At 53.6% G+C, this 21,605-nt stretch carries 16 protein-coding genes and 2 pseudogenes; 6 read left to right on the top strand and 12 right to left on the bottom strand.

Annotated features, from left to right (window positions below):
* Nucleotides 1–134: 134 nt before the first annotated feature.
* Together ACFQO4_RS06475 and ACFQO4_RS06470 are read right to left on the bottom strand one after the other, a co-directional pair.
* Nucleotides 135–1,556, bottom strand: a complete 1,422-nt coding sequence (locus tag ACFQO4_RS06475; RefSeq protein ID WP_500260112.1) for a DUF7529 family protein — start codon at nt 1,554–1,556, stop codon at nt 135–137.
* A gap of 679 nt (nt 1,557–2,235) precedes the next feature.
* Nucleotides 2,236–2,667 (bottom strand): plastocyanin/azurin family copper-binding protein, encoded by a 432-nt coding sequence (locus ACFQO4_RS06470; RefSeq protein WP_500260111.1) that lies wholly within the window; start codon nt 2,665–2,667, stop codon nt 2,236–2,238.
* Between the two features lie 481 nt (nt 2,668–3,148).
* On the opposite strand from ACFQO4_RS06470, the gene ACFQO4_RS06465 reads away from it, so the two are divergent.
* Nucleotides 3,149–3,640 carry a CHRD domain-containing protein gene (locus tag ACFQO4_RS06465; protein ID WP_500260110.1) on the top strand — a complete coding sequence of 164 codons (492 nt, stop codon included), beginning with the start codon at nt 3,149–3,151 and terminating at the stop codon, nt 3,638–3,640.
* Between the two features lie 240 nt (nt 3,641–3,880).
* Nucleotides 3,881–5,452, top strand: coding sequence for a sensor histidine kinase (locus tag ACFQO4_RS06460; RefSeq protein ID WP_500260109.1), 1,572 nt, complete (start codon nt 3,881–3,883; stop codon nt 5,450–5,452).
* 635 nt (nt 5,453–6,087) lie between these two features.
* Here the strand turns inward: ACFQO4_RS06460 and ACFQO4_RS06455 are convergent.
* The 4 genes and pseudogenes from ACFQO4_RS06455 to ACFQO4_RS06440 all read right to left on the bottom strand — a co-directional run bounded on the left by ACFQO4_RS06455 (nt 6,088) and on the right by ACFQO4_RS06440 (nt 8,713).
* Nucleotides 6,088–6,366 (bottom strand): HalOD1 output domain-containing protein, encoded by a 279-nt coding sequence (locus tag ACFQO4_RS06455; RefSeq protein ID WP_500260108.1) that lies wholly within the window; start codon nt 6,364–6,366, stop codon nt 6,088–6,090.
* Between the two features lie 17 nt (nt 6,367–6,383).
* Nucleotides 6,384–6,662, bottom strand: coding sequence for a DUF7344 domain-containing protein (locus ACFQO4_RS06450; protein WP_500260472.1), 279 nt, complete (start codon nt 6,660–6,662; stop codon nt 6,384–6,386).
* A gap of 380 nt (nt 6,663–7,042) precedes the next feature.
* On the bottom strand, nt 7,043–7,657 hold the full coding sequence (locus ACFQO4_RS06445) for a class I SAM-dependent methyltransferase (protein WP_500260107.1): 615 nt from the start codon (nt 7,655–7,657) through the stop codon (nt 7,043–7,045).
* A gap of 280 nt (nt 7,658–7,937) precedes the next feature.
* Nucleotides 7,938–8,713 (bottom strand): annotated as a pseudogene (locus ACFQO4_RS06440) (IS5 family transposase).
* 360 nt (nt 8,714–9,073) lie between these two features.
* On the opposite strand from ACFQO4_RS06440, the gene ACFQO4_RS06435 reads away from it, so the two are divergent.
* The gene (locus ACFQO4_RS06435) at nt 9,074–10,048 is read left to right on the top strand and encodes a calcium/sodium antiporter (protein ID WP_500260106.1); all 975 of its coding nucleotides are present in this window, start codon (nt 9,074–9,076) and stop codon (nt 10,046–10,048) included.
* Between the two features lie 260 nt (nt 10,049–10,308).
* Here the strand turns inward: ACFQO4_RS06435 and ACFQO4_RS06430 are convergent, their stop codons facing one another.
* The 6 genes from ACFQO4_RS06430 to ACFQO4_RS06405 all read right to left on the bottom strand — a co-directional run bounded on the left by ACFQO4_RS06430 (nt 10,309) and on the right by ACFQO4_RS06405 (nt 18,318).
* The gene (locus tag ACFQO4_RS06430; protein WP_500260105.1) at nt 10,309–10,497 is read right to left on the bottom strand and encodes a hypothetical protein; all 189 of its coding nucleotides are present in this window, start codon (nt 10,495–10,497) and stop codon (nt 10,309–10,311) included.
* Between the two features lie 60 nt (nt 10,498–10,557).
* The gene (locus ACFQO4_RS06425; RefSeq protein ID WP_500260104.1) at nt 10,558–11,418 is read right to left on the bottom strand and encodes a tyrosine-type recombinase/integrase; all 861 of its coding nucleotides are present in this window, start codon (nt 11,416–11,418) and stop codon (nt 10,558–10,560) included.
* The gene (locus ACFQO4_RS06420; protein ID WP_312911368.1) at nt 11,415–11,624 is read right to left on the bottom strand and encodes a ribbon-helix-helix domain-containing protein; all 210 of its coding nucleotides are present in this window, start codon (nt 11,622–11,624) and stop codon (nt 11,415–11,417) included. The genes ACFQO4_RS06425 and ACFQO4_RS06420 overlap by 4 nt, the downstream gene beginning before the upstream one ends.
* A gap of 1,385 nt (nt 11,625–13,009) precedes the next feature.
* Complete coding sequence (locus ACFQO4_RS06415) at nt 13,010–14,359, bottom strand: hypothetical protein (protein ID WP_500260103.1); 1,350 nt, start codon at nt 14,357–14,359, stop codon at nt 13,010–13,012.
* Complete coding sequence (locus ACFQO4_RS06410; RefSeq protein ID WP_500260102.1) at nt 14,352–17,648, bottom strand: SRA domain-containing endonuclease; 3,297 nt, start codon at nt 17,646–17,648, stop codon at nt 14,352–14,354. The genes ACFQO4_RS06415 and ACFQO4_RS06410 overlap by 8 nt, the downstream gene beginning before the upstream one ends.
* A 382-nt stretch (nt 17,649–18,030) precedes the next feature.
* Nucleotides 18,031–18,318 (bottom strand): hypothetical protein, encoded by a 288-nt coding sequence (locus ACFQO4_RS06405; RefSeq protein WP_500260101.1) that lies wholly within the window; start codon nt 18,316–18,318, stop codon nt 18,031–18,033.
* Between the two features lie 246 nt (nt 18,319–18,564).
* On the opposite strand from ACFQO4_RS06405, the pseudogene ACFQO4_RS06400 reads away from it, so the two are divergent.
* The 3 genes and pseudogenes from ACFQO4_RS06400 to ACFQO4_RS06390 all read left to right on the top strand — a co-directional run.
* Nucleotides 18,565–18,945, top strand: a pseudogene (locus tag ACFQO4_RS06400) (PD-(D/E)XK family putative nuclease); the annotation flags it as partial.
* A gap of 175 nt (nt 18,946–19,120) precedes the next feature.
* Entirely contained in the window at nt 19,121–19,900 is a 780-nt protein-coding gene (locus ACFQO4_RS06395) for a DUF2971 domain-containing protein (protein WP_500260100.1), read from the top strand.
* An 842-nt stretch (nt 19,901–20,742) separates the two neighbouring features.
* Entirely contained in the window at nt 20,743–21,600 is an 858-nt protein-coding gene (locus tag ACFQO4_RS06390) for a DUF6338 family protein (protein ID WP_500260099.1), read from the top strand.
* The last annotated feature ends 5 nt before the right edge of the window (nt 21,601–21,605 follow it).

Raw genomic sequence — 21,605 nt, 5'->3', positions numbered from 1 at the left:
TACCGAATTGTTGTCAAGAAATACATGCGAGATACAGAGCTTGAGTTCAGCACGACTGTCAGTACGAAGCAGAAGTCGAGCGATGGTCGAGTCACGCCGACACGGTTGTCAGAACATTGATGTCCGGGCCCTTGTCATTCAACCGGCTCGGCCTCGGGGAACTGATAGCTCCCGTCGAGAACCTCCTCACGTGGTTGGTAGAGTCGGACAATATAGCGCCATCCTCCCGGAGTGTAGATGAAGTTCGGTTGATCGGTGTCACCGCCGAAATGTACCGTGACACTCCCGTCATCGTTCCGCTCTGCGGTCACGTTGTTAACTGAGTACGCGTACAGCGAGATCGATTCGGGCACCAGCGGCACGTACTCGACGTGGCGAACGGTTCCAAGCACGTCCCCATTGATCAGCTTGAAGTGAGAGTACATCGCCTCGTCTTCGAGAATCGACGGGATGAGCGGCTGGAAGTACTTGGTCTCGTACGCACTGGCGACGAGGATGGCGATCTCTTTGTCCGGGTCAAGCAGCTCGGTGACCAGGAACGTCATGTTGTTCGTCTCGGTCTGGTAGGCTTCGTAGGTGTCGAACGTACCCCGTTCGAACGCGTCGGTAAACGCGTCGGCGTGGTTGTTCGGCACGACGTAGACGAACCCAAACCGATCGTCTTCATTGGCGTCACGCGGAACGACCGACGTGTGAACCGTTGGAATCGCCGCAACCTCCCACCCCTCCTCGCGACGAGCCTCCGCCATAGCCTGCATCTCCTCGTTTGTCTGTTTCCAGGCCTCTTTGATCCCTCCAGACGCCCGGCGTATTCCCAGGCTATTGTCCTCGGCCTCGTAGACGGTGATCGACCAGAACGCGTCAACGGGGACAGTATCCGGCTCGTCGACGGTGAGTGTGTACGGCGTTTCGCCGTCGTTCTGTTCGGGATACCGCATCACAAGTGCCGACTCCGACTCAGGAAGTCCACCCACTCCGAATGCCCCGGCTCCGAGGTAATGCTTGACGGGGTTAACCTCGTCGACGTCACCATAGACGCCTCCTAAGTCGTCCATCGTCTCTCCGACCGTGATGAGCGCCTCCTGGATTTCTTCGAACAATTCTTGATCCCAGTTGGGAATCTCAAACGATCCTGACGATTGTTGACTTACCGTAGTTTCGTCCTGTAGTCTATGAACTTCGTTCACGTCGTCTGAATCGTTCAGATCGACAAACGTGCGCATGAGGGCGCTGACGTACCGCGTTCCGATCTCATCCTGCATCAACGTGTACTCGCCGGGATCGGAGAGAACCCCTTTCACGTACTGATCTTGGTTGGTAAGAACTATCGACTGGTATCGGTCACCGGTGTCCGGTTTCGTGATGGTAACCGGCTCGGTTAGGTCGAATATTCCCCATGAGTAAAGCACGTCATGATTTGGTGCCTTGGGTTGGTCGACCTGCTCCTCAATGGGGGGAATATCTCGGTAGTGCTTGAACTCGCCAAACCCACCGATTTCGACATGTGCTTCGAAGTTGGTATCTGCTTGGGCGCGTAGGAAATTCTCCCACGTCACTGGGATTGGCTCATCATCTTCTGACGTCTCGTTCTGATCCTGTGAGGCGTTTGGCCCAAGGAAATCCTTTTGCGCCGTAGCGCTGCCCCGCCCAGCGCGAGTAAACCGGCGAGACCTGACCCGCGAAGCGCGGTTCGGCGGGTTACTCGCAGCGGTTCGGAATCCGATTCTGGCGTTGTATGATGTGTCTCTTTACTCATTGGCCTCCCCTAAGCGTTGTACAGCAGAACTACCGCAATCGATTCACACTATCGCACGTCAGATCCCTATATAAAATAGTAACGATAATATCACATACAATTCTGACACCACGACAATGGGATCTGCTGAACCTACTGTACAGTCTTAGTATGACATGTGGTTTCTCTGTGCCAGGCGAGTACTACTTCATTGGTGTTGCCACATTCGCGCACTCTATTTAGCAAGACCTGATCGAATTACCGAACCACTGGCAAGATCGGCGTGTTGGATAGAGAGGATGAGTTTAGCACGATAATTTCGCTTCTTTCACCCTGGAACTGGTGAACCATCTGCTCACTATACGTGCGAACGTAGCGCTGATACCTCTGCTAATTACCGGCGATTTCAGCGAAAGAGGATTCGACAGTCAGTCGGTAAAAGTACTACGAAGGCTTTGCCGTCACGCTGACGATCGTCGTCTCCGTGTTCTGCGCGACGTTTACTGGATCTCGATTTCACCGCGCATTGTCTCGGGATGGACTCGGCAGACGTACTCAACAATTTCATCGGTCGCGTCGAACTCGATGAATTGATCATCGCCGCCTTCGGTTGCCTCTTCAGTCTCGTAGTCTTCGACGACTTCGTCGTCCTCGTCAACGAGTTCGATATTGTGTGGCTGGCCGTCGCCTTCTTCCCAGCCGATTTCATACGATTCACCCTCTTGTAGCGTGAGTGTCGGATTCTCTTCGTCCGCAATTTCGTCCGGCTCGACGCCGACCCAGCCTTCGGTCAGGGCTTCGAGCACGATCTGTGTATCGGGCTCAAGGGCTTCGTCGTCTTCCTGTGCGCTTACAGACGCACTACCGAATCCGATTAGAAACGCTCCGCCGGTTATCTGAAGAACTCGCCGCCGTGATGTCTCTCGTACCATCAAACGCGTCTGGCTACGACGAGTTGCTTAAACCATTCATCACACCAACTGGACTGAAACGAGATGCGAACTGTTGAGCCGTGAAGTATCTCAGAAATACGCAACTGAAGTGCCTCAAAGTCCTCTCAAAGCAGTTTGCCGTGTAACGATGGTTAGTCTGGAACCGATTGACTGGTAGATGGACCTACAGGTGCACGATCCAGCTTTGAATCAGAACGGAGTTCTCGTCCTCTATGGCGGAATTGAGGACTTTCCGTTTACCTACATTACCTGTGCTGAGCGAGCACCTCCCATTTGATCGGTTGCCAGCTTGTGCTACATTCGCGCTGTGTATTCAGCATTGTCTGAACATCTTACCAGAATACAGTCAGGACCGTCGTGCGAGATACAGAGGCTGAATTCATCAACTGTGCCACACAAGCAAATCTGGGATGAAATTCGGAAAAGGCTCATATGCGCATTTGGCGATCGTAATTATACCATGTCAAAACATACCACGTCACGACGGCGATTCGTTTCAGCGGTCACTTGCAGTGGATTCACGCTGACCGCCATCGGTGTCGCGGCCGGTCGTGGGCAGGTTCGCAACTTCCGGACCCATCTTTCGGGTAACAACGAAGTTCCCCCTGTCGAGACGGATGCCCAAGGTCAGGCTACGTTCCAACTCAACAAAGCAGGTGATACACTAAGCTACAAATTGATCGTCACAAACATCGAGGATGTCGTCGCTGCGCACGTTCATTGTGCACCGGCGGGCAAGAACGGGCCAGTCGGCGTAACGCTCTTTAGCGGTGGACCAACCAGCGACAGCGGAATCCTCGCCGAGGGAACGATCACAGCCCCAGACGATGGAAACGGATGTGGGTGGAGCACGCTCGATGATGTCATTCTCGCCATGAAACGTGGAGACACCTACGTCAACGTTCATACGGTAGACAATCCGCCTGGAGAGATTCGAGGTCAGATTCACTAAACCGGCCCATCACCCTGTTCCATTTCTCTTCTAATCACAGTCCGGGAGAGGCTGACCAATACGCGACCAGTATCTTGTACGGCTTGATATGATCTATCCATCAGCTGTTAGATCGAGCGTGCTGAATACAGAGGATGTGTTCAGCACGATGGCTTTCTTTGTTTCATCCCGAGACCAATGAACCAGCCGTTCGGTAGATATGCGTAATGCCCATATCTCTTAAAGCACTGAGGGCATCTAATGACGGACCCAGAGACGCCGAGTGAACCCCCCACTCAAAGTTCTCCAGAAGAGGTCTTGGAGCGCGTAACCGACGCTATCTTCGCGCTTGACGAAGACTGGCGGTTCACGTATTGCAACGACCAGGCTGAAACCCTGTTCCAGCGAGGCCAAGCGGATCTCCGTGGGGAAGTTATCTGGAAGGAATTTTCCATGTTGACCGACTCGCCGTTCCAGTGGGAGCATGAACGTGCGATGGAAACCCAAGAAGCTGTCACATTTGAGACGCACTATCCGCCACAGGACGGTTGGTACGAAATCCAGGTCTATCCCTCTGAAACCGGACTTTCAGTGTACGTACGCGACATCACTGACCCGGATGATCGTCAGCAAGAAGTCGAGAAACGGGAGCAAGCTCTCCGACGTGCCAATGAGATAATGGCGGCCGCAGACCAACCGTTCTCCCAGCAGATAGATTCGCTCCTTGAACTAGTCCGGACGACAGTCGGAACCAAGTTTGCGACGCTCTCACGTGTCAATGAAGATGCTGGTGAATACACCTTTGAACACGTGGCCGCGCCGGAAGCTGTGGGCCTCGAACCGGGTGACACGACGCCACTGGAGACCCTGCCCAACTGCTCACGCGTCGTCGAGACTGCTGAGACGCTTGTCCTGCAGGACGTGAAGTCCGAGGCTCCGGAACTGGTCGACCCCGAGTGGGGGATCGCCTGTTATCTCGGGACACCGGTCATCGTCCATGGAGAAGTGTACGGGACGTTCTGTTTCTACGGGATGGAGGCGCGGACCAAGGCGTTCTCCGATTGGGAAGTCTCGTTCATTGGTCTGCTCAGCAACTGGGTGAGCAATGAACTCGAGCACAAGGTGTATAAGCAGGAACTCGAGGAGTCCAACGAACGCTTGGAGCAGTTCGCCTACGCCGCCTCGCATGACCTCCAGGAGCCCCTGCGGATGGTGACCAGTTACCTCCAGTTGCTGGAGTCGCGGTATACCGACGACCTCGACGAGGACGGTCGGGAGTTCATCGAGTTTGCAGTCGATGGTGCCGACCGGATGCGAGACATGATAGATGGGTTACTCGATTACTCGCGGGTCGAAACGCGTGGGGACTCCTTAGAGCCGGTCGAGTTGGACACCGTTCTCGAAGACGTTCACAAGGACCTCCAGTTAAAAATCGAGGAGACGGATGCGGAGATCGTCACGGAGACACTTCCCCGCGTCAAAGGCGACGCCAACCAACTCCGGGAGGTGTTCCAAAACCTGCTCGACAACGCCATCGAGTACAGCGGCGAAGAGCCACCACGAGTACACGTCTCAGCCGAGCAAGCGGGCGACGAGTGGACGATCTCGGTTCGCGATGAGGGTGTCGGTATCGATCCTGCGGATGCCGATCGAGTCTTCAAGGTGTTCCAGAGCCTCCACACGCAAGAGGAAGGCGGGGGGACGGGAATTGGGCTGGCACTGTGTGAGCGCATCATTGAGCGCCACGGCGGCAACATCTGGGTCGAGTCCAACCCTCACGATGAAACAACGTTTGCTTTTACGCTGCCGGTAGCCGACAATTCCGATAATTGAGCACACTGTACTGGTGATCACCACTTTCCAAATCAAGCTGGATCTCGTGCTACATTCGCGCCTTGTATCTCGCACGCTTCGTTTAACCTATCCTTCTTCCGTCAGAAAATTCATGCAAGATGCAGAGGACGAGTTATGCACGACGGCATTGTTTGTTTCATCCGGAAGACAATGAATCAACCAGTCAGTAGAGGTGGAGCTGTTACCGCACGAACAAAAGAGACAAGGTGGATAGCGGTGCCAGTAGCCTCAAGGGGTGGATCTGATGATCTACCTGGTTCTGACTCTGACCGGGCAGTAGAGCGAGGTGAATCATACGAGCATACTGAACACGGGCAGGTCGATGTCACAGGGATATGGAAAGGGGTTAATCAAGTTGACAAGGCGCGTCATACCGATGAGAAGGATGTGTTCTTGTCCGCTACTCGGCGGACCACAACGGAAACCAGGTTTTAACGAACTCACCGATACGTTAGATGAATTTCTCCAAGCAACAGAATAATCAACTCCAGATTTGCCGACACGCTCTCCTCACCGGTGATTTTTGAGTTGATCTCTGAATCAGTCAATTGGCGCGAGTAGGATACGGCTTAATCGTTCGGTGCAGGTGATACCAGTAACCACAGTGGCAACTCTCAAGAATCACCCAGTTTTACGAACTTGGTGTTTCCGTTCTGTTCAATCGTGATTCGGTAGCTCTCATAGCTGAACTCGACCTGCATTTGTGCATCCGGTGCTGGTGGGTTCGAGAAGATATGGTTAAGGACACCATCGACACAGTCATACACATTCGGTAAGTCGATCGCATCTTTCCCTTCGATGTCAGCGACGGCTTCCGCGACCTGTATCGCTGGATTCTCCGCGTCGGTCTCGAGTTCTCGATGGATGATCCCCTTCTCAGGCTGGTCCGTCATGATGTAAATAGTGGTTGTTATGGGTCTGCTTCGTGGGCTTGTATCCGGTTGAGCCAGGTTTCGAGATGGTCGTGGCCCCAGTAGCGAATCTCCTGAAATCGGGGATCGTACTCACAAACACCACAGTCACGCAGTTTCGGGATGTGAATGTGATGGAGGACCGCCTCCACCTGGTCCTGCGATGGACGTTCGCCGGTTCGTTTCGTCAGGTGGTGAACGCACTCCTCGAGACTGCGGGTTTGGTCAGGAGACTCCATGAGATAGCGAAGGAGATCTCGTCGTTGATGATGTGCCAGGAGCGATAGGATCGTGTCGAGAGAGAGAGCGACACCTCGTGGAGGTTCGCGTCAGATGGCCCCCCTGACTCGGACTTATCGCACTCGCCATTCCCCGTCCCGTTTGCGTTCATCGTTCCCTCATAGCGCGATACTATGCTATGTGGTAACAAACCTCTTTGGGTGCTCAATACGTATATGTACTGATCGATCACCACCCCATAATCTACTTTCATCGAGTCCGCACTCGCGCCCTGAGTTCAGCACACACTGAATGAACTATCCGATTTTTGTCAGAAACGACGTGACCGACTCAGAAGTTGCAGTCAGCAATCTCGTTTGTTTCGCCTTCGAGTAGGTGAATGCGCTGGCAGACTAAAGTGCGTGCCGGTCACCAACACTCAGACTCGCTCGATAATCGCGAGTAACCCTGGGAACGAGGTTTCGCGCGTCTCGAACGCTACTTCCCGCGTTTCCAGGACGTTCCACTCTCTTGCAAAGGCGGTGAATACGTCATCAGGAGTGAGCGGGTTCGGTCCTCCATCCTCCGGAGCACCTGCACCAAATCCGACAAGGAACACACGACCCTCTACTGAGACGATATTGGCGAGTTCGCATGCGTAGTCCTCACGCTCTTCGCTCTGGAACGCATGGAACAGACCACTGTCCAGCACGGTGTCGAACGTTCCGATGTCGTTGGGAAAGTCCAGTGCATTTGCGACTCGGAACGTCGCATTGAGCCCTCGTTCTTCGGCGTTCTTCTGTGCTTGCTCGATCCCCTTTTTGGAGAAATCTATGCCCACAGCTGTGTGTCCCTTAGTTGCTGCCCAGAGTGCATGTATTCCAGTTCCGCATCCAATATCAAGGACGCGACCGGATAATCCGTCACTCCCGACGGCGTTCACGAGAGCTGGCTGTGGCTTGCCAATATCCCAGGGAGGGACGGTCTCGCTCTCGTATACGCCGTTCCACCACTCCGCTGGACCACCTGTTTCAGAATCCGATTGCTCCGACATGGACTGCTACTCAATTCAACCTCGGATAATAATTCTGTTGAAATAAAACGGACGTGACTGTGTTGCTGTGGGCGTGGACTCCCGTTTCTCGATCGGGCTCATATAGGACTCTCGTTGCTTTGTTGATCACGTCTCTGAGTCAGTCGAACCGACCACTACCATTCTGCCGGTGTTAAGTACCCGATTCGCGCCTTGGGTCTTGTTTAGACGCGCGAAATCAGCTGGGTTAGGCCCTGGTTGATTGTTCGATGTTTCTGACGGCAGCCTTTAGGACGAGTTCTCAGAACTGCCCAAACCACGTTCTTGCCTTAAGTGTTGAACCGGAACGCTTGCGCAACGCGAAAAATATCGATTCGGCGATAGACCGTTGATGGTAGGTTTCATCATCAATCCGAGCATTGTGCGCAGCGTCGAGCGAGTAGAACTCACGATGCTTGATTACCGGTCTAATCCCCTCGCTTCGCAGCATCTGCCGGAGTTCATCCCAATCAAACCCTTTGTCAGAGACGACAGTTTCCACGGTGCTGAGGTTTCTTTTCAGGACTTGCCACGCGATTTGCGTGTCATGTGGTAGGTTCATCGAGCAGTGCACATCGAGAATGGCTCGCGTAGAACAGTCTACGAGAATAGTGGTTTTGACCGACTCAAACATCCCTTTGACACGTTTTGCGTAGTTATGGCTCGACGAGCGATGAGCGATACTGGTCGAGTCGATTGCCTGGACCTCTCCGGTATTGAATAGTTCCGCCGACAGCTGCAACAGCGTCCGCCAGACTGGCATCTTGAGCGCTTGTTTTCGAGCACAAACAGTCGTGAAGTCCGGCAGTTCATCCGGTGAAAGGCCGAGTTTGGCGACGATATCGGGCATTTCCGAAGTACATCGAGCAACTGTCGATAGGAGTGATCGAGGTATTCTCGAAGGCCATGAATCGCCACGATCACCCAGCCAGCGTAGCCATCTTTTCCTTTGCTGAGGGGTTCTTTCGGATCACTTCCGACAGCTTTTTGAGATGATTCGACGCATCGTCCGGTGAAGCGGGCCAGTCTGGAGTGCACATCCGACCGTGCTCGCTTCATTCCCTAGAAATCCCGACATAGAGGCAATATTACTAGCGTCTAAACACGGCCCGCGCTGTGTATTCAGCAAATCGTGATCGAATTATCGGGTCACTGTCAAAAATTGGCGTGCTGAATACAGAGGATGAGTTCAGCACGACAGTACGTTTGTTTCACACCGAAATCGGTGAACGACTCGCTCAGTAGACGTGCGAATCGAGCACTGAGACTTCTACCATCTGCTGGAGATGTTACCACGGTCGCGCTGAACAAGGGCGTATATGGAGTATTATCGCAGGAGACAGCGGGGAAAGACCGGGCACCCAACATTGATTAGCTGATCAACGGAATACCGGTACGATGGTTCAAGGTGGCGTAGCCGTTCAAATAGGCGTCGTCTTCTTCTCAGTTCTGGGCCTGTGGATTGGCGCGGGGCTCTTAGTCGATGCTGTCGTTCGATTGGCTCGACGGTTCGGCCTCCCGGACCTCATAATCGGACTGACGATCGTGGCAATGGGGACATCGACACCAGAGCTCGTGGTCTCGGTCGATGCCGCGTTCAAGGGGTCGGGTGACATCGCAGTCGCAAACGTCCTTGGCTCAAACATTTACAATCTAGCATTCATCCTTGGTGTGGTTTCTCTGTTGAAAGTGATCCCGATTGGGGAATCACTCGTCCATCGTGATGGCGCTGCTCTGCTAGCGAGCACTCTCATCGGTGGAATTGCCCTGTTCGACCTCCAGCTTTCGAGGGCCGAAGGTGCACTCTTAGTAGGACTGTTTGTCACCTACACAGCCTATTTGCTCCGAGCCAACCACACAGAACCGAACGGGCCAACTAATCAGTCGCTCGGAGAAGAAGGAGTGACCCGCCGAGTGACCGAACAGGTGACCTTTCGTGGACGAGACATCGTGTTTCTCGTGGGCGGGTTAGCGCTGGTACTGGTGAGCGGCGACTATATGGTACTGGCCGCCTCGGAGTTAGCCCGCGGCGTCGGCATCTCCGAATGGGTCATCGGCGGAACGATCGTCGCCGCAGGAACCTCGACACCGGAGTTCGCCGTTTCGCTGGTGGCTATCCAACGGGGGAGCCTCGGCGTCTCGGTCGGCAACGTCGTTGGCAGCAACATCTACAACATCACGGGAATCATGGGCGTAGCAGCGGTCGTTCGCCCACTCGTGATGAGCGGCGCGGCACTGGAGACTCTGGCATGGCTCACTGGAATCGTTCTACTGATGATCACTGCCCTCTGGACGGGGAGAGTACTCTCTCGTTTGGAAGGCGCCTTGTTCGCCACCTCTGAAGTTGCTCGGTGGATCCTGGGTATTCTCTGATTGGTCGGATAGCCATTTTTGTTAATCCTGGCGGGTTTCCTCTGTCAAGTACCAACCTCTACATTTCGCACGCGGTCTCTGATACCTTTCGAACAGACCGGCCATCGCTCCGTTACCTCCTTGACCTATACTGAGCGTTCAACCTTCCGCATTGATCCTTCCTCAGCCTGTGCAACATTCGCGCTCTGTATTCAGCACGACTTCTGAAATATATCACTAATCAAATGTTTCAACAGAGCCGTTCTTCCCCAATCCCCCGATTACTCCTCCAGAAGCGACCGACGCAATACCTCCTGGCGCTGGCGCATTTTGTCCTCCTCCGACCGAACATCGTAATGCTCGTCGATGATCGCCGGTGAGACGTTACATCGCTCGCTCACGACCTGTACGTCGACGCCGGACCGGAAGAGTTGCGTGATGTACCCTCGACGGATCGGGTGGGGCGTCACGCTCGAGGGACACTTCGACGCCCTATCGAGATCGGTAGCCGCGCTGCATTCATCTGGATCTCAATCGTGTGGACACTCGAGACCAACGAGGCATGGTCGTGACCACTTGTAGACGTACTTTCGAATCGTCGACTTGGCGATTCGACCCTGTGCGGTAGCGAGTAGCGGCACCCGGTCGTGCTGGTCGGTCACGTCGGACCGCTGGTGCTCGAGGTAGTCGTCGAGTACCTCGCACGCCTCGTCGGAGAGCCCGACTCGACGCTCGCCTCGAGCGCCATTCTTGATCGGGCTGTCGGTCTCCGGTCGGTGGACGACGGTCAGGTGGGGCACCTCGGCGTCACATCGGTAGTCTACGACGTCGAGGGCTCGAGCGGCTCCCATTCGCATCCCCGTCTCGAACAGGACGAGCCAGACGGCGTGCTCGGTCGAGGCGTACTCGTACTTCCCGAGGTGCTCGAGGATCGTTCGAGCACGGTCGGCGTGGATGACCGTCTCGCGGGCGTTTTCGCCGTCGGGGATCGCTGGAGATTTGACCTTCTTGAAGAGACCGGACTCGACCGCGTTGATCGTTTCACACCACTCGACGAAGACGCGCAACGTGTCCATCTGTGTCTTCTCACTTACGACGTTGAGATCTTCTCGTCGCCAGACGCGATACTCGTGGAGGTCGCGGGCGGTCAAGTCGTTGCAGTTCTCGAGGTCGCGCTCGTGACACCAGTCGACGAAGAAGCCGAGCCGGGATCGGTGCGCGTCGACCGTCGACTGTCGACAGTCGCGCGCCTTGTCTTCGAGGTAGAGTCCGAGAGCTTTCACCGGTTCGATCGGCTCGAGGCTCGTCTCCGTCGCTTCGTGGAGCTGTCGGAGCAACCGCTCGGCATCCGACTCCTCGACGATCGTGGGGACGTGATTTGTCTGACTCATTGGCATAATTCCTCGACGAACGCAGCGAGCGATCCGTCCGGATAGAACTCCATGATTCGATCCGGATTTTCGTCGACGTAGTACTCTACTGCACGGGCGACAAGCTTCGATTTCGTAAGACCAGTCTCGTCGGCGGCCCGCTCGAGTCGCTGGGCGACGTCGGTCGGGACCCGGCCGGAGACCGGCTTCGTTTGGGGTTTTCCCATGCACCCGACGTTCAACTCATGGTATATAAGCGGACCATTTAATTGGTGGGTTGGTGAAAACCGCTAACAAGCGGAGGGGTAATGGTGGTTCCAATGGTGAACACAAAATTGGACGAACCGGTGAAATATATTGTTCCTTCTAATAATTATTTGAATAATATCTTATTATTGAGATAATATCTCGCGCGCGGTCGAGTGGGCTGATTTCCAGTTCTTTGTACCATTGATTGGTGGAATTCGGCCAATCCAATGGCGAAATTCGACTGTTTAGTGATTCCACGACGATCACATTGAGCTGGCTGCCACACACTGCCCCGGAGCTGCGATTGCATCTGGACCGATCGAATCTACATGAATGGTGAGTGGACGCTCTCGAGAAGAATCGAATACTCACAAACAGTGATGCTCGATCGATGTTATTGCTGGGGTTACACCCCGTTTTAACCGATCGCGTCGGTCTCGGTTCCCGGGGCCGGCGGCCGGTCTCTATTCTCGGTTGATGCATCGGTCTCTGAGTCGGATCTACTGTTGGTCAGGCGAACAGAGCCAACGGCCGGGTTCAGTCGTCGGGTTTGTACGTCACATGCGACTACTACGAATCGGCCCAATTTGGGCATTTCCGTCGGTCGATCTGGTGGAACTTGGATTATAGTCCGAACGGGATGGTCGGGAAGACCAACTGATCGGTTGCCTCCCTCGGTTTTCGGCCGGTCGGTGGACTGTTTTTCGCTGAGTTCTTTTCTCTTTCGCGTCACCGGGCAAATTCGCTAGGCGAAGTGGCGGAATTGGTGACGAAGACTATTGATGACACGCAAGCAAAACCGCATTCCTAGTCGGTCGAGATGGTGAAATTCGGCTATCGGAATTGGTGGTAGCATTCGGATACTATACTGTCAGCTGCTCCGGAGCAGGGCCAGTGCTATCAACCGGTTCATGGTCGGTTTTGGAGTAGACCGAATTACTCGACAATGGGACGTAACAGGGGCGTAACGTGCGGATCCGTACTTCTCGAGGTCGGTGACCTCCGTCAGCCCGTCTCCGATACGAACGGTAACCCATTCACCGTTCCCAATTTATTCCTAATAGGAATCATATGCCTAATAGGAAAGAGTCCACAATGGTTGCGCTGGAGTATTCGTTCCCGGAGGAATGGATCTTTCTATCAGGCGATGCAGGACGTCCTCTCTGTCTTGATCAACCAACCCTATCCCAATTATTGTGAGCGAACCGGCTCGTTCACGATGGGCGATGGCACCCGAAGAGATCAACAGTACTCGCCGGCGACTCTACCAGTAGGTGCCTAGGCCGAGTTCTACGACGATCGGTTTGTTGGTCAGCAGAACAGTGGTGGAGACCTGCTTCGACCCGAGATGATTCGAACGCCTTCACAACACGATTTCACTGAGTATCCGCTTCAACCCCTCATTCAACTCCGAAGCCTGAAGGATAGCGATTTCGCGACCGGATTGCTCATCGAGGGTGGCTGTTTCGTCGTTTAGATCTTGTACAACAAGAACCCCGTTCCAACCGGAGCCAAAGACGTTACTACCCTCTCGTCCGAAGACATACTCCTTGTTGACGCGGAGGAACGCGAGGTACTCGAGGGTTTCCTTGATCCCTCGACGGATTGTGTCCTCGTTGATGCTGTTTTTCACCTCCGTAATCAGGTACTCGTGCTCATTGCCATCCTCGGAGATAATCTCGAGGACGATAACGTCGGGACGCCCGGTTTGATTGCGGTAGTCCTTTCCGAAGTAGTTGCTCGCTATATCCTGTGCCACCAGCTGGACTTTATCGGATCGGGAATGTTTCTCATCTTCTTCGTCTGGCACTGCGACGAAGGACAACTCACGGTCACGAGCGGAATTGTCGTGATAGAGGACGACCTCCTTCTCACCCTCGAACCTGGCGACCTCCTGGCGGTCAGTCGCAATCGTCTGGAACTGCGGTTGGCTTTCCCGAAGGTCCTCGATAGTTGCGACGAAACGAAACAGGACGAATAGCTCGAAGAGCGTGTTCTCATCGTCCGGCGCGATGGCAGTTTCTTCGAGCAGCCGATGTATTTCGTCGGCTTCACCGCGGAAAAGCCGTCGTCTAGCCCTGAGGAGAGACGCCGCATTTCGGTACACCTCGTGGCGCGAGTCAGCGGCCGCCGTAAGCATTCGCTCCGTGGGCTCGTATGCATCGGGTTCGCGGATCCGTCGGACGTGGACGTTCCGCTCGACGATTCGCTGTAGTTCGTCGATCAGATCTCCGTTAGCACGCCACGTTTCGCTTACCCAATCGTAGTTCGCTCGAAGATACTCCTCGGACTCACGGACCGTACGATGAATAACGGATATGAGCCGTTTGAGGACGAGGTTTTCCGGGATGTCGTAGTTCTCGGAGCGGTTGTCGCAGACGAAGATCGATGCATCCCGCGGATGTTCAGCGTACCGCTTCTTCAGGGTCGCACCCCAGTTGATCCGACCGTCGACGGTCCCTCGTCTCGTCCGAGACGTCGTTCTTGTCTCCGTTCGGATGCTTCGAAGGTGCTCCGGAAGCTCCCTGACGAAGTCGACGACATCGTCTTGCAGAATGAAGTGGAGGTCGAGCAAGAGTTCGTACTCCTCGAAGCGCTCGTCCAACTGCTCCGGCTTGATCGACCGGGCGAGCTCGCGCTCGGGAAAGGACCCCTGCATCACGTACGCGAGGATGTCCTCCGTGAGTTGCTCGAGGAGTTCGTCTTTATTCATTCTCCGAAAGGGTGACCTGGAGCATTTCGCGTGCTGCGGCTTCGAGCAGTATCGAATCGATCTCGTCTACGCTTGCGATCTCGCGGACGATTCGCTTTCGCTTGGGCACCCCCTCCAATTGCGGGAACACGTAGCTGATGACGGCCTGCGTAAGATGGTACTCGAGTTCCTCTTCCGGATGCTGGGTGACGTATCGAAGGACGTCCTCGACGATGGCGGGTCCGATGGCGCGCTCCTCGACGGCGTGGTTCGTCTCCTGCCAGACGCGACCGACCGCCCACGCCTCCGGTCGGGTAATGTCGAGGTCCCAGGCGTCAGCGTACTCGAAGACGACATCCTCGACAGACCGGTCGCCGTCTGTTTCCTCCGGAAGCTCTGGCGCCGGTACGCGGACAAACGCGAACCGACGCATGAACGCGTAGCTCATCTCGTACAGCGAGGTCTTGTCGTAAGCGTTCATCGTCGCGAAGATCTGCCACGAGTTCGGCACGACGTACTGGTTGGCCGAGGGGGTTCCATCGACGCTCTCGTACGTGGTCAGCTCGACCTCTTTTCCGTCGACCGTGTACGGGAGTTGAACGGATTGTCCCGAGAGGAGCGTGAAGAGTTGGCCGAACGCTTTATCGATGTCCGCCCGATTGAGCTCGTCGATGACGATCAGTTCGTTCGACTGAACGCCCGTCTCGATATCCTTGAGGCGGTTGAGGACGATACCGGGCGTGAAGGATAGTTCCTCACCGCCGTCGTCGGACTCACCCGGCATGTACCCGCCAACAGTGTCAAACGTGGACCAGTCGGCGGTGGCCGTCGTCATCTCGAACCCGGAGTAGAGGTGCGGATGGGACGTCGTCACGAGGTGCTCGCAGACGCGTTCGGCGATTTCGGTCTTCCCCGTTCCCGGCGGACCCGTGAGGAGGACGTGCTTACCCGACCGAAGCGCCGTCGAAATCTGCTCGAGGATTCGCTCGCCCTGGTCGTTCGGGAAGTGAAGCCCGTCGAGGATCCTTTCGGGCAACGATCCGTCGTACGTCTCGTGAGGATTGATCGTCGTCACTTCGGCCAGATCGTCGGCCATAGCGTCGATGAGGGCAAGCGGCCGGTCATAGTCGGTTTCACCGTCATCCGTGCGGAACCTGGCGAACATCCCCTGTACCGGGAATTCGGCTCCGTAGACGTCCATGCAAATTTTGTTGGCTTTCTCAGTCGGTAGATAGTTCGCAGTCAGCGCGTCGAGCTCGCGTTCGATCTCCAGGTGATCCTTTTCGGTGATCCCACGAGACGTATCGATAGCGTTCACGTTCCCGGTGAGAAACAGGCGATCGAAACTCGCCATCTTCGTGTATGATTGTCCGTCCCCGACCTCATATTCGTCCCACCACCATGGTTCATCCTTCTCGAACGTCTCACCGACGATTCCGACGCCGATCAGGCCGTTTGGCTTGGTGCCGAGTTCGTCGTTCGACGGTTCTGCTCGTGAATGGAGTAAGGCGACGTCGCCGGCTTCTAGTTCGTCCCACCGGTTCTCGTGTCTATCCTCGAACGAGACCGACCCGTACTCGACGCTCGTGAGCCAGTAATCCGGCGGGCCGGTTAATTTGTAGACCGCGGGATCGGTCCCCCGGATGTGATCGATGACTGGGTGATTCGAACCCGCAGGCGAGTCAGCCACATCAGTCTGACCGATCACCTCGTAGGTATCTCTGAGAATGCTGTTCAATCGCGGTTGTGTGAGCGGTACTCCTTCGAGACCCTGGTCCTCCTGGACGATGCGAACCAGCGTGAGGAACAGCGTCTGCGCCGGAGAGTATCGGCTGAGCGATCCCACTCTGAGTTGTTCGGCCTTGATCTCGAGTTCCGGTTCCAGCATATCGAAGATAGATCGGATTTGATCGAACGTCGCTGCAGTCTCGGGAGACACTTCATCCGAGGGTCTGAACCCGGATAACGAACGCGACCAGTCGCGGATAATCACCTCGCCAATGCGAGACTCGATCCACGACCGCTCTTCATCAGATTTCGAAAGCCTGGTCCGAACGTCCGTGAGCGCGGCTTCCATCGAGTCGTAATCAGTAACCGGCTCGGATGGGTACAATCGAGACTCCTTGATCTGTTCAACGAACCCCTCGACGGAGTCGTACTCCTCGAAGAATGTCGATCCAGGCCGATCGAAGTTGACACCGCTGAAGGTGTCGTTCGGCCATCCCTTGAACCCCAGCGTATCCCAGAATTCCTCTCGGTCGAGTGCTACCTCGTACACCGGTTCGAGAAACATCACGTGGGGGAAGATCGCATCGATGTCGTCTCCCCATCCGACTGCGTCGGTGAACTCCGCCGCCACCTCCGTATCCAGTACTGTCGCGTGAGCAATCCGCGCTAGAACTGTGTAGGTTCCTTTGTAACGATTTTCTCGATCTGCAAACAGCAGGTAGTCTCCCTCGTCAGCGGTTTCGTTCTCACGATTACCCCAGACACGAATCGAATCGTGTTCTAGCGGCGGATCGTAGACGTCCGCCACTCGATACCGATCGACGCCTTCGATCACCGTTCGTTTGAAGTTCGTTCGGATCGGCCCGTTGCCGGTCTTTACCGGAACCTGGTAAATCGTCGGGTTGGCCGATTGAGGAGGGTTCGAATCGGGGGAATTCCGATCTCTGATTTGAACGACCTCTCCAGAACCTGGCGAATCCGAACTCGCTACCTCACCGACCGGCGAGAGCCTGAAACGGATTGCTTTGCGGGGCTCTCCTCGGGAGTCTGGAAGCTGCTCGAAGAAGTGACCAGCATACAGGTACTGCCCAACGTACCGGACATTCCCGTCTTCCATCGAGAAGAGGTGAAGCTCTCGCCCCTCCTCCACGTGGTCTCGTATGGCTCGATTGCCGCGAAGCATCTCCATATCGCCAACCTGCCCCTCGCCGGTGTAGATCGCCGTTCCGTCTGATTGTATCTCGTCGCGATAGCCGTGCTCTTCACCGGTCCCGCCCGTGAAGAGGAAGACGACCGGTTCGTCGCGAGAGGGCGCTATCCCCCCTTGAATGCTCCCGCCGTATTCTGCGTGTAACTCCTTTCGACTGTAGATCGATCCGGGCTCGAGTTGCAGCGACGAGATACCCCGAAGTTGGTTCGCAACCGCTTTTCCGGAATCGGTGAGGTGGTTTTGATCGTCAATCCGTTCGACGTAGCCGATCACCTGCAGCCACTCTCGGTGACGCTTTGCCACTGCGGCAGTTCCCATGTTGCACTCTTCGAATTCATTGATCAGGAGTTCCATCAACCCCTCATCGTTCATGGGTTCAGTCGCCAACGCTCGAACAATAGTGTCGAAGCCCTTGACGCCGGTACGCAGGCAACCGTACAGTACGATCGGATCTTGATCCTGTAGATAGCATTTACCTATTCGGGTCCGTCTGTAGTGATCGCCGTCTCCCTCGATCAAACCGATTGACTCGATAAAGCCCAGATGGCGTTCGATGGCGTTTCGCTCCTCCGCATTCGTGTTGGTTAGGATCCACTCGATGGCCCTTTCTCGAGATATCTCTGCACGTTCCGCGTCGGATTCGTCAAATTGGGTGAGAAAATCGGAAAGAATTTGCAATCGATTCTCGACCCCACCGTAGAATCGATCAGTAGTCATCCTGCGACCATCAGTCATAGTCTCCTAATACGATACATCATTCCGTCATAAATCCTGTCAAGGTGAGCCAGAGGAAAGCCATCATCCCGATTCGATCAGCAAAACGAAACTGGCCGATATCCATGGCAAAATAGAGAACATCCCCTCGACAGACTTCCGGTACAATTCCAAGGAAGCCAGTGATTGGAGCTGGTCGCGCTATGATGATACCGACGAGATGAATGCCGACGAGGCTGCTCACCTCACCGCGCTGTGGACGACGACCAGCTGTAAGGAAGAGGCACTGACGAACCGTGAAACCGCCAAATTCGTTCCCTCCAGTCACGGCTGGGTGGGTTCACGCTGGTGTGAGTACCGAGATAACGGCGAACACGTCGACGCGATTTCCAAAGTGAACGAGGTTATCGCATGACTGCGGCCCGATGGATGGCTGGATACGGATACCCAGACCCCTTTACTCGAGGCCCCACGCCCATCGCTCGCTCCCGCGGGGAGCGAAGCGACCGATGGGCGGTCGTCGAACCAGGTGGAGGAGTTGATATATATATCGGCACGCGCATGCGTAGTCGGCGTGAATCGGTCAAAGCGAGCGAATCACTTTGGGACGATCTGCGAAAAGAGGATGGCCCGGAAGCGCCGCTTCGAACTCGAGCGCTCGAGCTGGCATGATGCGAAATTCTAGAACAAAACGCCCGTCGAAATCAAGAGCGCGATGCTCGAGCACTCAGATGGGCAGCCAGGGAATTTTAAAGTGTATAGAGCACATCACGAAAAACTACGTCATTCAGACGGTTGGTACTGTTTTGTTGTTTATCGCCCTCATGGCTTGAGCGGATGTACGATTATTAAAGATCGGATGTGTAAAGCTTCGGCCATCCCATTACTTCGGTGGCACGGGGGTGGCGACCACCGTAAAACTCAGCAAGCCAAATTACCAATTAATGAATATTTTAAACATGTAATCAATATACATGAATCCTATTGGTTTTTGCAAGTCCGCTATAAAGAAATTGTGTTCATTAATATGCTCGATAGGATCTGGACACCATCCTATGTCGACGGCAATTTGAAGATCTTTCTCCGTAAATAGCCCATTCTTTTTCTTGTCTCTTCACTAATTGCTACTCATGTCAAGACTCATTCCTCACGTTGTGCAGAATGAGGAATCCGTTCCTTTGATTGAAAGCGATAAATGGAATCCGCCGCAACCGAAAAGTGATGAGAAAATATGGCGATATCGAAGTCTGGGACAATTTGTAACGCTCTTAGATCGAGAGAAGTTGTGGTTTTCTAGGTCTGATAATTTTGATGACCCATATGAGGGGTCAGTCCCTCCTATGAATATCCATGATCGACGTTCAAAATATGACGAAGGGACACAAGCGGCCTTGTCGGATACCTATCGATCCTTCCGCCTACTAACGTATCTCAATTGCTGGCACATGAATAATCATGAATCTGATGCCATGTGGCGTCTTTATACCGATGGTCGAGGAGTGGCCATTATATCTACCCCGGAGTCTGTGAAAAAGTCGCTAGAAAATACCGATGATCTTGAATTTGGGGAAGTAACTTATATCGACTACTCAAAAGAGACTATCTGTGAAGACAGTACGATCGCACCATATTATCATAAAAGAAATGGTTTTAGGCATGAACAGGAATATCGGATTCTATATCGAGATTTAGATAAATTTCCTGAAAACGGCGTTCCATATACCAAGCTTGGAGATGTACTGAATTCTGGCAAACAAATGTCGGTTGATGTTGACACACTCATTGAAAAAATCTTAATTGGACCTACTGCCCCAGAGTGGCTTCATTCTACTGTTAAGTCAATCACTGAGAAGTATGGATATGAGTTTGAGATTGAATCCTCGGAATTGAACCAACAACCACAATTCTAGTGAACGGGCTATTCTAACCGGTAAATCCAGGAATTTCTGATAATCCAATTAAAGCCAGCTGACTTTATCTGCTTCTCGTGTTTGTACCTGTTCGCTATGTTGTCCTAAGTAGTAACGTTGAAACGTTTCGTAATCCTCCCACCCGCCCCATTGCACCAATACTGACGGCAGAACTTCTGCCTCAAGGGCAAGATGACCCCAAGTCCGTCGGAGGTCGTGTGGTCCAACGTACAACCAGCGATCGTCATTTTCCTCAGCCGCTCGAGTTTGTCCAGTTCGTCGGACCCATCGGCGTACAGTTCGCGTAGTCACCTTAAGGATGCAATCATCTGGGTCCAGTTATTGGGATAGTACATGGGATCATGCCAGCTACATCCGTGGGCATAGGCGTTTGTCGTTCCTTGCTCCCTTTCCCATCTGGTATTCGAAGGAACCATCGACCAGTCTCGTCGCCTTGGCGAACATCTCGAAGGAGTACATCTACAACTTCACGAACACGACAGTCACAGCGAGCCATCAATGACAGAGCAACCTGCCTTCTCTTAGCATCGTACACCGCGAATAGGCGATCGTGTTCAGACTCGGTGAGCCGAACCCGCCGACCACCTGCCGTCTCGTAGGTTTCGAGTTGCACGTCCGGTTAGCGCATGAACCGGTCTTAAGAACGTGAGGATCATGCGGATCTGTAATTCCGAGGCATCGAACAGCTGTTTTTCTGTCCGACAATACAGTGTTTTTGAACAGGAGTCAAATCTTGAGTAGTGCTTTTTAGGGTTGAAGAATATGATTAAACCGATAAGTATCTACGGTGAGTCTGTCTACTGGATACTGAAATCAGAGCTATGATTAAGACAATACCCTTGCAAACAGGACAGGGATTGTCGAGTCAGCTATTTCTATTTATATTTTTACTGATACCCGGTTATATTTCGTTCAGAACATATCTCAGGGCAAGATATCAGGAGGACGACTACAACCGGTTCGATAAATGGGTTCTCACCATCATGTTTGGTTTCGTCTCTTTAGTTGGCTTATCGATACTCCACCGATGGAATCCCCATGGATACCTTTGGTCAATATTACAGAATGGTTTTGGTAATCAAGAAATTAGCATAGATGTATTTTTGAGCAGAAAAATACTTCTATCGGAACTCGGTGATTGGTCTGTTTTGAGTTTTGTTACCGCTATTAGTGTACAGTCAGTAATTGGTGGGATATTTGCGTATTGTCTGGGATCTCATCAGTCTGATGATGATAAATCTCTTTATGATTTAGAACAACCATGGGAAACTGCTTTGGAAGGGGTTGACCGTGGAGACCGGCTTAGGATCATCACTAGACAGGGGCGCCAGTTAGAGGGACAACTCCATCAATCAGGATCTGCTGATGGGAATTATGACTTGTTACTCCGCAGACCTAGTGAGATTTCTGTAGATGTAAGTGGGGAAGAGAAAAAGGATGGGCTTGAAAAAGGTAGAGCAGATGTGCTTTACTGCCGTCATCAAGATATCTCCCATGTACAATTCATTGATTATCAACTACCAGATAAAGACAAAGAAGATGTGGGAGATTGGCCAATAGGAGATCAACAAGTATCATCTGAATCTACCACTAATGAGATCGATATTGAACAAGCAAAAGACGTAGATATAGAAATTGAAGAAGATGGTACTGAAACGACGGATGGAACAGACGAATAGCCCTG

Source organism: Saliphagus sp. GCM10025334 (genome assembly GCF_042663485.1).
Classification (GTDB): domain Archaea; phylum Halobacteriota; class Halobacteria; order Halobacteriales; family Natrialbaceae; genus Natronosalvus.
The sequence above is the reverse complement of the archived record's forward strand: the minus strand, read 5'-3'. Positions and strand labels throughout refer to the sequence as shown.

Coding starts and splice junctions, on each gene's coding strand:
- ACFQO4_RS06390 (WP_500260099.1), top strand. CDS start 20,743: ATGATTAAGACAATACCCTTGCAAACAGGACAGGGATTGTCGAGTCAG.
- ACFQO4_RS06415 (WP_500260103.1), bottom strand. CDS start 14,359: ATGAATAAAGACGAACTCCTCGAGCAACTCACGGAGGACATCCTCGCG.
- ACFQO4_RS06395 (WP_500260100.1), top strand. CDS start 19,121: ATGTCAAGACTCATTCCTCACGTTGTGCAGAATGAGGAATCCGTTCCT.
- ACFQO4_RS06435 (WP_500260106.1), top strand. CDS start 9,074: ATGGTTCAAGGTGGCGTAGCCGTTCAAATAGGCGTCGTCTTCTTCTCA.
- ACFQO4_RS06470 (WP_500260111.1), bottom strand. CDS start 2,667: ATGGTACGAGAGACATCACGGCGGCGAGTTCTTCAGATAACCGGCGGA.
- ACFQO4_RS06460 (WP_500260109.1), top strand. CDS start 3,881: ATGACGGACCCAGAGACGCCGAGTGAACCCCCCACTCAAAGTTCTCCA.
- ACFQO4_RS06455 (WP_500260108.1), bottom strand. CDS start 6,366: ATGACGGACCAGCCTGAGAAGGGGATCATCCATCGAGAACTCGAGACC.
- ACFQO4_RS06410 (WP_500260102.1), bottom strand. CDS start 17,648: ATGAACGATGAGGGGTTGATGGAACTCCTGATCAATGAATTCGAAGAG.
- ACFQO4_RS06445 (WP_500260107.1), bottom strand. CDS start 7,657: ATGTCGGAGCAATCGGATTCTGAAACAGGTGGTCCAGCGGAGTGGTGG.
- ACFQO4_RS06420 (WP_312911368.1), bottom strand. CDS start 11,624: ATGGGAAAACCCCAAACGAAGCCGGTCTCCGGCCGGGTCCCGACCGAC.
- ACFQO4_RS06465 (WP_500260110.1), top strand. CDS start 3,149: ATGTCAAAACATACCACGTCACGACGGCGATTCGTTTCAGCGGTCACT.
- ACFQO4_RS06425 (WP_500260104.1), bottom strand. CDS start 11,418: ATGAGTCAGACAAATCACGTCCCCACGATCGTCGAGGAGTCGGATGCC.